At 43.8% G+C, this 13,816-nt stretch carries 12 protein-coding genes and 1 pseudogene; 12 read left to right on the top strand and 1 reads right to left on the bottom strand.

All coding sequences use genetic code 11. The annotated features are described in order from the left end of the window. Window positions 1–22: 22 nt before the first annotated feature. Window positions 23–1,027: an NAD-dependent epimerase gene (locus tag P0H77_RS13760; RefSeq protein WP_276157422.1), complete on the bottom strand. Its 1,005-nt coding sequence runs from the start codon at window positions 1,025–1,027 to the stop codon at window positions 23–25. Window positions 1,028–1,242: 215 nt separating this feature from the next. Here P0H77_RS13760 and P0H77_RS13755 point away from each other — a divergent pair. From P0H77_RS13755 to P0H77_RS13700, 12 genes and pseudogenes are all read left to right on the top strand, one after another. Continuing rightward, a pseudogene (locus tag P0H77_RS13755) lies at window positions 1,243–1,463 on the top strand (UDP-glucose 6-dehydrogenase); the annotation flags it as partial. A 665-nt stretch (window positions 1,464–2,128) separates the two neighbouring features. After that, a complete protein-coding gene (locus P0H77_RS13750; RefSeq protein WP_276157421.1) occupies window positions 2,129–3,382 on the top strand; it encodes a flippase in 1,254 nt (417 codons plus the stop codon). A gap of 116 nt (window positions 3,383–3,498) precedes the next feature. Then, the gene (locus P0H77_RS13745) at window positions 3,499–4,404 is read left to right on the top strand and encodes a glycosyltransferase family 2 protein (protein WP_276157420.1); all 906 of its coding nucleotides are present in this window, start codon (window positions 3,499–3,501) and stop codon (window positions 4,402–4,404) included. After that, window positions 4,397–5,536, top strand: coding sequence for a glycosyltransferase (locus P0H77_RS13740; RefSeq protein ID WP_276157419.1), 1,140 nt, complete (start codon window positions 4,397–4,399; stop codon window positions 5,534–5,536). Before P0H77_RS13745 ends, P0H77_RS13740 begins: the two co-directional genes overlap by 8 nt. After that, a complete protein-coding gene (locus P0H77_RS13735) occupies window positions 5,536–6,474 on the top strand; it encodes a glycosyltransferase (protein WP_276157418.1) in 939 nt (312 codons plus the stop codon). Before P0H77_RS13740 ends, P0H77_RS13735 begins: the two co-directional genes overlap by 1 nt. A 2-nt stretch (window positions 6,475–6,476) precedes the next feature. Next, on the top strand, window positions 6,477–7,907 hold the full coding sequence (gene wbaP, locus P0H77_RS13730; RefSeq protein ID WP_276165136.1) for an undecaprenyl-phosphate galactose phosphotransferase WbaP: 1,431 nt from the start codon (window positions 6,477–6,479) through the stop codon (window positions 7,905–7,907). A gap of 20 nt (window positions 7,908–7,927) precedes the next feature. Further along, complete coding sequence (gene rfbC, locus P0H77_RS13725) at window positions 7,928–8,470, top strand: dTDP-4-dehydrorhamnose 3,5-epimerase (RefSeq protein WP_103674164.1); 543 nt, start codon at window positions 7,928–7,930, stop codon at window positions 8,468–8,470. A 26-nt stretch (window positions 8,471–8,496) separates the two neighbouring features. After that, window positions 8,497–9,582, top strand: coding sequence for a dTDP-glucose 4,6-dehydratase (gene rfbB, locus P0H77_RS13720; RefSeq protein ID WP_276157417.1), 1,086 nt, complete (start codon window positions 8,497–8,499; stop codon window positions 9,580–9,582). Beyond that, window positions 9,582–10,478: a dTDP-4-dehydrorhamnose reductase gene (rfbD, locus tag P0H77_RS13715; RefSeq protein ID WP_276157416.1), complete on the top strand. Its 897-nt coding sequence runs from the start codon at window positions 9,582–9,584 to the stop codon at window positions 10,476–10,478. Before rfbB ends, rfbD begins: the two co-directional genes overlap by 1 nt. A gap of 24 nt (window positions 10,479–10,502) precedes the next feature. Continuing rightward, window positions 10,503–11,381 carry a glucose-1-phosphate thymidylyltransferase RfbA gene (rfbA, locus tag P0H77_RS13710; RefSeq protein WP_103674161.1) on the top strand — a complete coding sequence of 293 codons (879 nt, stop codon included), beginning with the start codon at window positions 10,503–10,505 and terminating at the stop codon, window positions 11,379–11,381. A gap of 117 nt (window positions 11,382–11,498) precedes the next feature. Further along, window positions 11,499–12,479: an LPS O-antigen chain length determinant protein WzzB gene (gene wzzB, locus P0H77_RS13705; RefSeq protein ID WP_276157415.1), complete on the top strand. Its 981-nt coding sequence runs from the start codon at window positions 11,499–11,501 to the stop codon at window positions 12,477–12,479. A gap of 197 nt (window positions 12,480–12,676) precedes the next feature. Then, window positions 12,677–13,780: a hypothetical protein gene (locus P0H77_RS13700; RefSeq protein ID WP_133159215.1), complete on the top strand. Its 1,104-nt coding sequence runs from the start codon at window positions 12,677–12,679 to the stop codon at window positions 13,778–13,780. Window positions 13,781–13,816 lie beyond the last annotated feature (36 nt).

Genomic DNA, 13,816 nt, shown 5'->3' with positions numbered 1-13,816 from the left:
CTCATTCTGAGGGCTTTTATTTTTACACATTATAATATTGCTTATACCACTCTGCGAAATTAGCGACGCCTTTCTTGACGCTAGTCTCAGGTTTGAATCCAATCACTTCATACAGCGCCTGAGTATCAGCGCTTGTTTCTAACACATCCCCCGCCTGAATTGGCATCATGTTTTTTTCTGCTTCAATTCCAAGAGCCTCTTCGAGTGCAGTAATGTAGTCCATTAATTCAACAGGGGAACTATTACCGATATTGTAGACTCGATAAGGTGCAGAGCTTGTTGCAGGTGAGCCATTTTCGACGGTCCATTCAGCATCTTCCTGAGGGATGACATCCTGAAGGCGAACAATTGCTTCAGCTATATCATCAATATAGGTAAAGTCACGTTTCATCTTGCCGTAGTTATAGACGTCAATACTTCTACCCGCAATCATGGCTTTAGTAAATTTGAAAAGAGCCATGTCAGGTCTTCCCCATGGACCGTAAACGGTGAAGAAGCGCAGCTCGGTGGTAGGTAACCCATACAGATGCGAATAAGTATGTGACATTAGCTCATTGGCTTTTTTTGTCGCAGCATATAAAGACACCGGATGATCAACTGAATCTTCGGTTGAGAATGGCATCTTACGGTTCAAACCATATACTGAGCTTGAGGAGGCATAAAGTAGATGTTTTACTTTGTTATGCCTGCATCCTTCAAGGATATTTAAATGTCCCATCAGATTAGACTCAGCATAGGCATGTGGGTTTTCGATTGAATAGCGAACTCCCGCTTGTGCTGCAAGATGAATGACCCGGTCGAACTTACCCTCAGAAAAGAGTTGTTCCATCGCTATTCGGTCGGCGAGATCAATTTTTTTGAAAATGAAAAGTGGTGATGTTATCTGCGCCAGACGAGCTTCTTTCAGCGTAACTTCATAGTAATCATTAAGATTATCGATCCCTGTGACTTCGTGACCTGCTTCAAGAAGGCGCTGAGATACGTGAAAACCGATAAACCCTGCCGCACCAGTGATCAGAAACTTCATGTATTTCTCCGGATATGAGTTTTTTCTTATCTGGCTTTATCTTACCTTGATTTATATTGGTTTCTAATCATTAATTTAGGTTTGGCTTATCAACTACTAAAAAAGTATGAGTTGGCTAACTGATACACATTTTTTTGATAGGCCAAATCTTATATGTCTAGTCCAATAGCATGCTACGAGTTCATGCTGCAACAGGATTCATGCTGCAAGGCATCAGCATTCTCCGTTTAATCATGAAACGCATCAAGGCAAAAGGTGTCGAGGTTATCGTTTTTGAGCCAATAATGACGGAAAATGAGTTCTCCATTCACGCGTAGTGCGCGCTCTGGCTGTGTTTAAAAACGAAGCGGATGTGATTGTCTCGAACAGTATGGCTGATCAGTTGTTGGATGTGGCGGATAAAGTGTATACGCGAGATCTGTTTGGGGGTGATTAAAGACGTCAAATATCAACATGCATCTTAATACATAAAGTACGTAATAACCTTTAAAGCCCCAGCTAATCCCTGAGGTTTTTTTTACATATGACATCACCGCTAGGTTTTGCGAAGATTCTTAGCGCTCAGAATGCTTAAAAGGTATACCGTTGGCTCAAATCCCATGACGAAGCATGGACATTCGCTGGCGGTGTGACTGGAAGTGGCTATAATGTCACATCATATTTATGATTACTTTACTCATTTTTTCAGGCGGTTAAGTGTTCCTGGATTACCTGGCAACGTATGAGGGAAGAAGAGCGGTATGAATACACTGGCTATGGGAAAAAGTTTGAGATGCATTCACATTCGTATCTGGTACCTGCGCTATGAATAGTATAAATATTGCCCTTACTATGGCCCTGTTCAGTTGAAATCTGACGTGTGACTACGTCTTTTTTATATGGTTGGGTTAAATTATAACCAAAAATGCTACTTGTATCTGGTAATGATACAAACGACAATATCGCAGAATTTTGGCCTGTAGGTATCACTCCAAACCTGCGCAAGGTCAGTCTGGCCAATTGGGTTACAGATCAGTGCACTGGTAGCTGTTAAGCCAGGGGCGGTAGCGTGCCTGGCTGTGTTCCCACGCATCTTGCTTTTTTATCTATTACAGAAAAATTATGAGTTTAATAAAAAATAGCGTTTACAATTTGGCCGGGTTTGCGATTCCCACTTTGATCGCGGTACCAGCGCTGGGCTTCCTGGCGCGTGCAATTGGCGTCGAAGCATTCGGTATTTTTACGCTAGCTTTTGCTATTGTAGGTTATGCCAGCATATTTGATGCTGGCCTTAGTCGGGCAGTCATCAGAGAAATTTCGATGTATCGCGCTGACAAGGGGGAGCAACAAAAAATCATTTCTACTGCCAGTACCGTCGTTTTTATCCTTGGTGTTGTTGCGGCTTTCCTCCTTTATATCAGCACACCACATCTTGGTACCCTCCTGAAGGTTTCGGTGAGTAATACGCAGGAGGTGCGACAATCATTTGCATTTCTGTCACTGGTAATACCCATATATTTGTTAAATCAGGTATGGCTGGGTTGGCTTGAAGGTCATGAAAAGTTCTTCAATATCAACATTCAAAAGACCATCAGTAACTCTGCTATTGCTAGTTTTCCCGCATTGTTTTGTCTTTTTGAAGCGTCGTTAAAATCCGCTATTCTTGGCTTAGTCGTAGGGCGAGTCATTTCATTTCTTATTACGCTGGTGATATGTCGTGAAATTATCATTAGCAGCGGCGTTAAGTTTTATAAAGAAACATTCTACCGTTTGGTAAAATTTGGTGGATGGCTGACCGTTAGCAATATTATTAGTCCGCTAATGGTTTATTGCGATCGTTTTATTATTTCCAATCTTCTCGGGGCAAACAAAATAGCTTACTATACTGCACCTTCCGAGGGGGTAGGGCGGTTATTAAATATTCCGGCGGCACTGTCAAGGGCGTTGTTTCCTAAGCTTAGTTACGCTAAGACACTTGAAGAAAGAACAAAACTTGAAAAGCAAAGCTTTGTACTAATGACGGTTGCATGTTTACCAGTTGTTATTGTATGCCTTCTTCTTGCACAACAACTTATGACATTATGGATGGGGGCGGAACTCGGTGAACACTCAGCAAATATTCTGCGGGTGTTGATTATCGGATTCTATATGAACTCGATAGCGCAAATACCTTATTCCTCTATTCAAGCGTTAGGCCGTGCTAAAATCACCGCATTTATTCATATGTGCGAGATTGTGCCTTACTTACTGGCGCTTTATCTTTTAACTCTTCACTATGGTTTGCTGGGTACTGCGATTGCGTGGACGGCACGTATGACATTTGATGCTTTGGTATTGATCTATTTCTCACGAAAAATAGTAAAGCTAAAATATTAGGTTTGTTTTAGTTAAAGTCTCTGTGGCTCAGTTACTGATAGTCATAACAAAATATTTCCTACAAATGATGTTATCTGATTAAGACAATTTTGCATTGTTCAAGGCCAATGAATACTATGGGTAATAGGGTTGTTGACGTCATTCTCGCCACGCACAATGGCGAAAAATATATACAAGAACAAATTGAATCTATTCTGGGGCAAACACACATTGCATTAAAGCTAATTGTCACGGATGACGGTTCTACAGATTCCACTGTAGCTATTGTAAAGCGCATTGCAGCAACGGATGCGCGGGTTAGCCTGCATATTTGTCCTGATTCAACAGGTGTGGTAAGCAATTTTAATTATGGATTGCAATATAGTGATGCAGACTACATTTTGTTTAGCGATCAAGATGATGTGTGGGAAAATAATAAAATTGAAGTGATGCTTGCACGGATATGCGAAACTGAAAACGTCAATGGCACAATGAATCCGTGTCTCGGTTTTTCCAACCTGCATGTGGTAGACGAGCATTTACACACCATTCACCATGATTTTTACCGTTTTTCGCAGCTTACGCCTGAAAACAATCTTAATATAAATTATCTACTTTGGCGTTCGTCGGTATACGGTTGTACGACAATAATGAACCGGCTTTTATTGAATATGGCTGGTAACGTCCCCGCGAACATCGCTATGCACGATCACTGGTACGCTTTCCAGGCTGCGTTACATGGTAAAATATTTTACGTACATCAGGCATTAATAAAATATCGTCAGCACTCAGCCAATGTTGTTGGTGCTCATCAGCGCGGTTTACTGGCTCGAATTAAAAGGTTCAGGAAGACCCTGAATGGAATCAAACGATCGGTGGTATCCGCTCGCCTTATGTATCTCATGTTCCATCATAAAGATGCACAAAGTCGAATCTCGTTAAAGGATAAGGTATTATTTATTAAAAATAACATCCTGCCTTACTATAAAGAGAGAATGACTTACACTATTATTTTTTCAATACTTTGGTTGATTCATGGATAAGTTAATTGTTCTTTCAGGTGTCAATATGGTTGAGGGCGGGATTTTGACCGTGTATCGCTCCATGATTGACACTTTTAGTAAAGTACATGGTGTTAAACTCATTTGTCTGGTTCATGATATTGCACTGTTTAATGACTATGTTGGCTTACCCAACGTTGAGTTTCGTGAGTACAAAGAAATTAAAACTAGCTGGTTTAAACGCATAAAATTTGAATATATGACCAGCTATGCGTTAAGCAAAGAGCTTAAACCTGACGCATGGATTTCTTTGCACGATATGTCAGCTCGCGTGGCAGTCCCGAATCAGTTTGTTTATTGCCATAATCCATCACCTTTTTATCAGTCCAGCAGTGTTGATTTAAAGTATGACCGCACATTTTACTTATTTACTAAGTTTTATAAGTTTTTGTATGGCATTAATATTAAAGCGAACCGCTATGTGATTGTTCAACAACAGTGGATTGCGCGCTATTTTCAGAAAACCTACGGCATTAACAACATTATGGTTGCGCGTCCGGTAGCTAACATCAAAAAAGACGATGAGCACAGGCGTACCACTGTAGAACCCGATAGCCTCAAAAGGTTACTTTATCCTGCTTTTCCCCGTACTTTTAAGAATTTTTCTGTACTGGTTGAAGCGATGGACCTTCTTAAGCAGCGACAGTGTGAGGTTTATAATCGGATTCAGATCCGACTGACGTTTGACAAGGGAATGACCAAATTTGGTGACTACATCATTGACGAATGTGAAAGACGTCAGCTTGATAATATTCGCTTTATCGGCCTGCAGAGTAAACAGCGTCTGGATGAGATGTATCGTAACGAAACAGATGCCCTGATCTTTCCTTCTAAGCTTGAGACATGGGGTTTGCCGCTTTCTGAAGCAAAGGCGTTCAATTTGCCGATCCTTTGCGCTGAATTACCCTATGCTCATGAGACACTAGGTGATTACGGTAAGGTTGCCTTTTTCCCACCGGATGATGTAACGCACCTGGCAGAAAAGTTGACTGCTCTCTGTGAAGGAAAAAATATTTTTAGTACAACAAGCTTTGTTGATGATCCGGCATATTTAGTTAGCCATAGCTGGGATGCTTTAGTAAAAAATATTCTTGATTCTCTGGAAACAAAATAATGAGTTCTCCTGTAAAAATAGGTATTGCTGTCGTAACTTATAATGGCGGAAAAATCTGGGAGCAGGCAGCGCACGCTATTCACCAGAATTGCCAGGCCGGTATTGATGTTGTCGTGATTGATTCTCAAAGCCGGGACAACACCCAGCAGATTGCAAAACAATATGGTTTTACTGTCCATGAGATCGCTCGGAGTGAATTTAATCATGGCGGTACACGTAATGTGGCAATGGACATTTTCCACGATAAAGACTACGTCGTGCTGCTTACACAGGATGCAATCCTGCACACGAGTGATGCCGTTACTACTCTGGTCAATTATATGATCGAGCACGATCTCAGTGCCGCCTATGGTAAACAGCTGCCGCATTTAGATGCCAACGCGGTGGCGGCGCATGCGCGTTACTTTAACTACGGCGATCGCTCACTGGTAAATCAGCGGCAGGACATTTCATTACGTGGTATTAAAACGGTCTTCATGTCGAACTCATTTTCAGCTTACAAGGTGGCTGACTTTCAGCGTATCGGCGGCTTTCCAGTTGATACTATCCTGTGTGAAGATATGTATTTTGCCGCAAGGGCACTCCAGCAAAATTTAAAAACGGGCTATTGCGCCGATGCTGCAGCTCGTCACTCACATAACTACTCCACGACTGAGGAGTTTAAACGCTATTTTGACATCGGTGTATTTCATTATGATGAACCCTGGATTCAAAAAGAGTTCAACGGTGTTTCTTCAGAGGGTAGTAAATTCATTAAATCAGAAATAAGCTATTTAATTAAACACAATCCATTATTATTGCCTAAAGCGTTTGCTAATAATGCTGCTAAATTACTTGGCTATAAACTTGGTTTGAAATATAAGTCTCTACCGTTCTCACTCGTTAAGAAAATGAGTATGCACAGAAGGTACTGGGACAGTAGCGCTTACAACAGGTGAGTATAATGAGTAATAGCGTTCGTCATTTTATACCTAAATACCTTTTTGCATTAATGGATTTTGGTATCTATATTTCGTGTTTATTTGTGGCAATGTGGCTGACAAAGCAGTTTTTTGGTGGTGACCTTTCCCCATTTTTGCCGCAGGAAGATTATAATTTCCGTGTGCTTTCGCATTTTGCCCTGGGCTTTATTGCGGTAGCATGGTTTGGGATACGCTTACGACATTATACATACCGTAAGCCTTTCTGGAATGAACTTAAAGAGATACTACGTACCATTGTCATTTTTGCGATCATCGATTTGGCGATGGTGGCATTCTCAAAATGGCATTTTTCCCGTTATCTCTGGGTATTCACATGGAGCGGTATTTTTGTGTTCATACCCGTGGGCAGGAAACTTATCAAGCTGTTGCTCAACAAACTGGGCATGTGGAAGAAAAAAACCATCATTCTTGGCGGCGGTATTAATGCTTATGATGCTTATCAGGCATTAATGAGTGAAAAAAACCTGGGATATGATATTCAGTATTTTTATTCTGTTAATGGGCACGATGTCCCGATTAACGGAGACATTAAGGTACTGAGTTCCGAGGAAGAGATTTATCGCCTTAAAGATTATAAAAATATTCAGTACATACTTGCTTTCGATGAAAGCGATTCTCAGCAGCTGGAGATATGGCTTAAAAACCTGACTAAGAAAAAATGCCGTTCTATCTCCGTCATCCCGACTATTCGCGGCGTACCCCTGTACGGCACGGACATGGCATTTATTTTCAGTCACGAAGTCCTGTTATTACGCGTCAACAATAACCTGGCAAAACGCAGTTCCCGCTTTGTTAAACGCACGTTTGATATTGTGGTTTCCAGCCTGCTGCTTATCATGCTTTCGCCGCTGTTTATCTATCTTAGCCTACAGGTGAAAAAAGATGGTGGCTATGCCATCTATGGCCATGAACGCGTAGGTCGCAAAGGCCGACTGTTTAAATGCCTCAAGTTTCGTTCAATGGTCATGAATTCTCAGGAAGTTTTGCAAAACTTGCTGGAAAACGATCCGGTGGCACGGGCTGAGTGGGATAAAGACTTTAAGTTGCGAGACGATCCACGTATTACTCCAATCGGTAAGTTTATCCGCCGTACCAGTCTTGATGAACTCCCGCAGCTGTTTAACGTCTTGAAAGGCGAGATGAGCCTGGTCGGGCCCAGACCGGTTATTGCCGAAGAACTGCTGCGCTACTGCGATGATGCGGACTATTACCGCATGGCTAAACCCGGTATGACCGGGCTGTGGCAGGTCAGCGGACGCAATGACGTTGATTATGAAAAACGCGTCTACTTTGATTCGTGGTACGTCAAGAACTGGTCTTTGTGGAATGATATCGTAATATTGTTCAAAACTGTCGGCGTCGTTCTGAAACGCGACGGCGCATATTAAAAAGTACGAAAGGAATGATGATGAACGTTATTGACACCAAAATCGCGGGTGTGAAAATTATCGAGCCCCGCGTTTTTGAAGATGCGCGCGGTTTTTTTCTGGAAACCTTTAATGCCCAGCGTTACAAGGAAATGCTGAATATCGATCTCGATTTTATTCAGGATAACCATTCACGTTCCGTGAAGAACGTCCTGCGTGGTTTGCATCTTCAAACTAACAACCCACAGGGCAAGCTGGTTCGCGTAGTGCAGGGCGAAGTGCTGGACGTCGCGGTCGACATCCGCAAAGATTCCCCCACCTTTGGCGTATGGGAATCCGTCATTCTTAGCGAAAGCAACAAAAAGCAATTCTGGATCCCGCCGGGACTGGCGCACGGTTTTGTCGTTCTCTCCGATACCGTCGATTTCGAATACAAATGTACTAATTACTACGATCCGCAAAGTGAAAAATGTATCCTGTGGAATGATGCCGATCTGAATATCGACTGGCAGGTCACCAACCCTATTCTGTCTGAGAAAGACATGAAGGGAATGACTTTCAAAGAATACGTTGCTCAACTTTAAATAATTACGACATAAAGGTCCATTTGATGAAAATTCTGGTAACAGGTGGCGCGGGTTTTATTGGTTCTGCGGTGGTTCGTCATATTATTGAGAACACAACCGATCACGTTGTTAATGTTGATAAATTAACCTACGCCGGTAACCTTGAGTCACTAGAGAGCGTGGCCGACAGCGAGCGCTATGCTTTTGAGAAAGCAGATATCTGTGATAAAGCAGCCATGGAGCGTATTTTTGCCGATCACCAGCCTGATCTGGTGATGCACCTGGCGGCTGAAAGTCATGTGGATCGCTCTATTACCGGGCCTGCTGATTTTATCGAAACCAATGTGGTCGGGACTTATACGTTATTAGAAGCTGCGCGAGCTTACTGGAATCAACTGGATGCCGCACGCAAAGCGGCGTTTCGTTTCCATCATATCTCCACTGATGAAGTGTATGGTGATTTGCCGCATCCGGATGAGTGGACCGGCAGTGAACCGCTGCCGCTGTTTACCGAAACGACAGCTTACGCGCCGAGCAGCCCGTATTCTGCCTCCAAAGCCTCCAGCGACCACCTGGTTCGCGCCTGGAAACGTACTTACGGTTTGCCAACTATTGTGACCAACTGCTCTAACAATTATGGCCCGTTCCACTTCCCGGAAAAACTGATCCCGCTGGTGATCCTGAACGCGCTGGAAGGGAAGCCGCTGCCGATTTATGGTAAAGGCGATCAGATCCGCGACTGGCTGTACGTTGAAGATCACGCTCGCGCGCTTTATTGCGTACTGACCCAGGGCAAGCCGGGTGAGACGTATAATATCGGCGGCCATAACGAGAAGAAAAATATCGAAGTGGTGCATACCATTTGCGATCTGCTCAACGAACTGGCTCCATCCGCAACGTCGTATCGCGATCTCATTACCTGGGTGGCTGACCGTCCGGGCCACGATCGCCGTTATGCGATTGACGCCGATAAAATTCAGCGTGAACTTAACTGGTCACCGCAGGAAAGTTTTGAAACCGGCATCCGCAAAACGGTGCAGTGGTATCTGGATAATCAGGCGTGGGTGAATAACGTGAAAAGTGGTGCCTACGCCAACTGGATCGATCAGAACTATAAGGATCGCGCGTGATGAATATTTTGTTATTCGGTAAGAGTGGTCAGGTAGGCTGGGAGCTTCAGCGTGCGTTAGCGCCGCTGGGAAACCTGACGGCGCTGGATTTTAACTCTACGGATTATTGCGGCGATTTTACCAAACCAGAAGGCGTAGCTGAAACCGTGCGCCGCTTACGCCCGGACGTGATCGTTAACGCGGCGGCGCATACCGCTGTGGATAAAGCTGAATCTGAACCGGATCTGGCGTACCTGCTGAATGCGCAGAGCGTGGAAGCTATCGCCCGTGAAGCACAGAAGCTGGATGCCTGGGTTGTGCACTACTCTACCGATTACGTTTTCCCTGGTGATGGTGAAACGCCGTGGAAAGAGACAGATGCGACTGGACCACTTAACGTCTATGGTGAGACAAAGCTTGCTGGTGAGCAGGCATTGCAGCAGCATTGCGATAAACATCTTATTTTCCGCACCAGTTGGGTCTATGCCGGTAAGGGAAATAACTTTGCCAAAACAATGCTGAATCTGGCGAAAACCCGCGACACGCTTTCTATTATCAGCGATCAATATGGTGCGCCGACCGGGGCAGAGCTGCTGGCTGACTGTACCGCTCATGCTATTCGTACCGCACTTGTTAAGCCTGACGTCGCCGGGCTGTATCATCTTGTCGCCTCCGGTATTACCACCTGGGCTGATTATGCTGAGCTGGTTTTTGCAAAGGCGCGTGAGGCAGGTATTGAGCTTGCCGTTCAGGAAGTGAAGAAAGTGCCGACCAGCGCTTATCCGACCCCGGCTCGTCGCCCGAATAACTCCCGCTTGTCGACAGAAAAATTCCAGAGCACGTTTAATCTCCAGTTGCCGCAATGGCAGGCTGGCGTTGAACGAATGCTGGCGGAACTGTTCACAGCTGCGCTTTAATACAAGAACAACAGAGATAAAACAATGACAACTCGTAAAGGTATTATTCTGGCTGGTGGCTCGGGCACGCGTCTTTACCCGGTCACTATGGCGGTGAGCAAACAATTGCTGCCGATCTATGACAAACCGATGATTTACTATCCACTGACCACCCTGATGCTCGCCGGTATTCGCGATATTCTGATTATCAGCACGCCGCAGGATACGCCGCGTTTTGAGCAGTTGCTCGGCGATGGCAGCCAGTGGGGCCTCAACCTGCAATATAAAGTGCAGGAAAGTCCGGACGGCCTTGCCCAAGCTTTCATTATTGGTGAGGAGTTTATCGGTAACGATAGCTGCGCTCTGGTACTGGGTGACAATATTTTCTACGGTCACGACCTGCCTAAACTGCTTTCTAATGCTGTGAACCAACCGTCTGGCGCAACCGTGTTTGCATATCATGTCAATGATCCGGAGCGCTACGGCGTGGCGGAGTTTGATGAAAATGGTAAGGCTATTTCACTGGAAGAAAAGCCAGTCAAACCGAAGAGCAATTATGCTGTTACTGGTCTGTATTTCTATGACAACGAAGTTGTCTCTCTCGCAAAAAATCTGAAGCCGTCAGCGCGCGGTGAGCTTGAGATCACTGATATCAACCAGCTTTATCTGGAGCAGGGTAAGCTTTCCGTCGAGATGATGGGGCGTGGCTATGCCTGGCTGGATACGGGTACGCACCAGAGCCTGATCGAGGCCAGCAACTTTATTGCGACTATTGAAGAACGTCAGGGCCTGAAAGTAGCGTGCCCGGAAGAAATTGCTTACCGCAAGGGGTTTATTAACGCTGAACAGGTTCACAAACTGGCGGAACCGCTGGCGAAAAATAATTATGGTAAGTACCTTATCAAATTAGTGGCTACTAATTGATTTCTCAACAGCCTGGATATTCCCAGGCTGTTGTTATTACCTTCCTTTGCAGGATATATCACGTAGTAATATTTACGTTCCGATCAGTTTGAATGATTATTTCCATTTAAGGTTAATATGAATCAGTCCAGTACGCGTTACGTTAATCGCACAAAAAAGCGCCAGCAGGTTAATTTAATAGACCTTCTGGTGCAGCTTTGGCATGGTAAAAAAACAATTGCCATCTGGGTTATTATCGGCATTGTCTTATCGGTGGGTTATATTTCTATTGCGAAGGAGAAATGGACTTCTACGTCAATTATTACGGCACCTGATGCTGGTCAAATTAATGCTTATAGCAATGCAATGAATATCATGTACGGACCTGCTGCCCCGGGTCTGGCCAACATTCAGCAGGACTTTATTCAGCGCTTTAATGCTGCGTTCTCAGCACTTGCCGAGACGGTTAACGATCGGGAAGATAAAAAAATTATTGATATCGTACCGGCCGTGAAAGATCAGGGACTCCCAATAAAAGTATCTTATGTTGATCAGGGACCAGCACTGGCGCAGAGAATGTTAGCTGAGACTATTCAACAGGTCGATGATGAAGTAGCAAAAGAGCTACGCGCCGATCTCCAGATGAATATTAAAGCTCGTTCAGCTGAGCTACAACAAACCTTAACCCGCCAGGAGACTATTGCTAAGGAGCAAAAGGATCAGCGGATGGCGCAAATTAATCAGGCGCTTACCGTGGCGAATCAGGCGAATATTAAATTGCCTCAGGCACAACAAGCTGAACAAGTTTCTCAGGATACAATGTTCTTGCTCGGTAGCGATGCGTTAGCTTCTATGGTTAAGAACGAAGAGTCGCGCCCGTTAGCACTGTCAGATGATTATTATGCGACTCGTCAGACGTTGATGGCAATCAGTACGCTTAAGATTGATGATTCTGAATTGCATTCTTATCGTTACGTTATGAAGCCAAAATTGCCGGTGCGCCGCGACAGTCCGAAACGTGCTTTAACAGTAGCTATTGGCTTATTCCTAGGGCTGATGATCGGTGCTGGTGTTGTATTAACCCGTAATGCATTGCGTGATTATAAAGCAAATGTATGACAGGCAGTAAGATTCCTGGTAAGTATTGAAATCATTTTATTGATGCTTGCCGGACCAGCCATTACACTACCAGGGAGGGTGGTGTAACGTATATTGTTTTCTGGCAGATACAGTTTTAACGACGTATCTTATGCCGGTAAATATTCTAATGACATTAACTATTTTCGTATAATATGACAGCACTCTTATTGTTTTTAATGCAAACAAATTCGCTGTTGATTAGTGGTCTGGAAGTGATAGACGACCGAACAGGAATGTTATTAAGAGCCACTATTGGTATAATCATAGTTATTTATTATATCAAAAACCTTGATATAGAGTTAAATCTCATCGTCGGTAGCGTGGTACTTGCCGTTTTTTTCCTCTTTAACTTTAACCAATCCTGTATCAACCTGATTTTTACACTATGGTTTATTTACCTGTTAAGGCGTAAAGGCGCGGTTAAAAGTATTGAAGTTGTTTATTATTCAACATTAATGTTTTCGCTGCTTTTCACCGCGTTAGTCATCAAAGGCATCATCCATCCCGATATCGTCTATATCCCTGAGACTGGACGCTATAGAAATAATATGGGATTCTGGTCGGCAAACTATCCAGGGATGATTGCTTATTCCTGCTTTATGACTCTGTTTGCCTGTAAAGGATATCTTTCTGGTAGAATACCTTCCGTTATTCGCTGGTTTACTAATATTCTTCTGGTATTCTTCATCTGTGTACCTTTCCTGGCAGATTCCCGTACGCCGGGTTATGCGATGATTGTTTCATTAATTTTTTACGTCGCCATTTCTATTGGCTTGTTTCGCTATCTGGTGGTTTTCTACTTGCCCCTGGTGCCTGTCACTTTACTGGCGATATCCTTGTTTTTGCCGTGGGATTACCATGGTGGCGATTTAGATTATATGTTGAGTGGAAGATTAAGTTATTTTTATGATTATCTTAGCTCGCTTAATTCCTACAATTATGTATTTGGGTCGGCGCTTCCGGATTATGCTCTCGATAACTCCTATCTGATACTAATGAGTGCGCTCGGCTTATTTTTTATCATTCCTTTTACCTGGATGCTTTACCAGGCCATCCTCAACAACCCTAATAAGTACTTTATCGTGCTGGTCTTTTCGCTGATCTGTTATGGATTTACAGAGGCAATCATGGCAAGGGCAGAAACGAGCGTCGTTATCATTTTTTATCTGCTGATGTTTATCAAAACCAATGGCATTGAGTTTGATAAAACCGGTAGTCTAAGAAAGCATATCGATCTGTTTTATCGTAAACGTTACTTTTATACGCAAATGAACCGATAAAACACTGGCGGTCAACATACGTTATGTTGACCGCTG

The sequence above is a fragment of the Superficieibacter sp. HKU1 genome, from assembly GCF_029319185.1.
In the GTDB taxonomy this organism is placed as follows: domain Bacteria; phylum Pseudomonadota; class Gammaproteobacteria; order Enterobacterales; family Enterobacteriaceae; genus Superficieibacter.
The sequence above is the reverse complement of the archived record's forward strand: the minus strand, read 5'-3'. Positions and strand labels throughout refer to the sequence as shown.

Excerpts from the sequence above, each read along its gene's own strand:
- P0H77_RS13760 (WP_276157422.1), bottom strand. The coding sequence starts at position 1,027 with ATGAAGTTTCTGATCACTGGTGCGGCAGGGTTTATCGGTTTTCACGTA.
- P0H77_RS13750 (WP_276157421.1), top strand. The coding sequence starts at position 2,129 with ATGAGTTTAATAAAAAATAGCGTTTACAATTTGGCCGGGTTTGCGATT.
- P0H77_RS13745 (WP_276157420.1), top strand. The coding sequence starts at position 3,499 with ATGGGTAATAGGGTTGTTGACGTCATTCTCGCCACGCACAATGGCGAA.
- P0H77_RS13740 (WP_276157419.1), top strand. The coding sequence starts at position 4,397 with ATGGATAAGTTAATTGTTCTTTCAGGTGTCAATATGGTTGAGGGCGGG.
- P0H77_RS13735 (WP_276157418.1), top strand. The coding sequence starts at position 5,536 with ATGAGTTCTCCTGTAAAAATAGGTATTGCTGTCGTAACTTATAATGGC.
- rfbC (WP_103674164.1), top strand. The coding sequence starts at position 7,928 with ATGAACGTTATTGACACCAAAATCGCGGGTGTGAAAATTATCGAGCCC.
- rfbB (WP_276157417.1), top strand. The coding sequence starts at position 8,497 with ATGAAAATTCTGGTAACAGGTGGCGCGGGTTTTATTGGTTCTGCGGTG.
- rfbD (WP_276157416.1), top strand. The coding sequence starts at position 9,582 with ATGAATATTTTGTTATTCGGTAAGAGTGGTCAGGTAGGCTGGGAGCTT.
- rfbA (WP_103674161.1), top strand. The coding sequence starts at position 10,503 with ATGACAACTCGTAAAGGTATTATTCTGGCTGGTGGCTCGGGCACGCGT.
- wzzB (WP_276157415.1), top strand. The coding sequence starts at position 11,499 with ATGAATCAGTCCAGTACGCGTTACGTTAATCGCACAAAAAAGCGCCAG.
- P0H77_RS13700 (WP_133159215.1), top strand. The coding sequence starts at position 12,677 with ATGCAAACAAATTCGCTGTTGATTAGTGGTCTGGAAGTGATAGACGAC.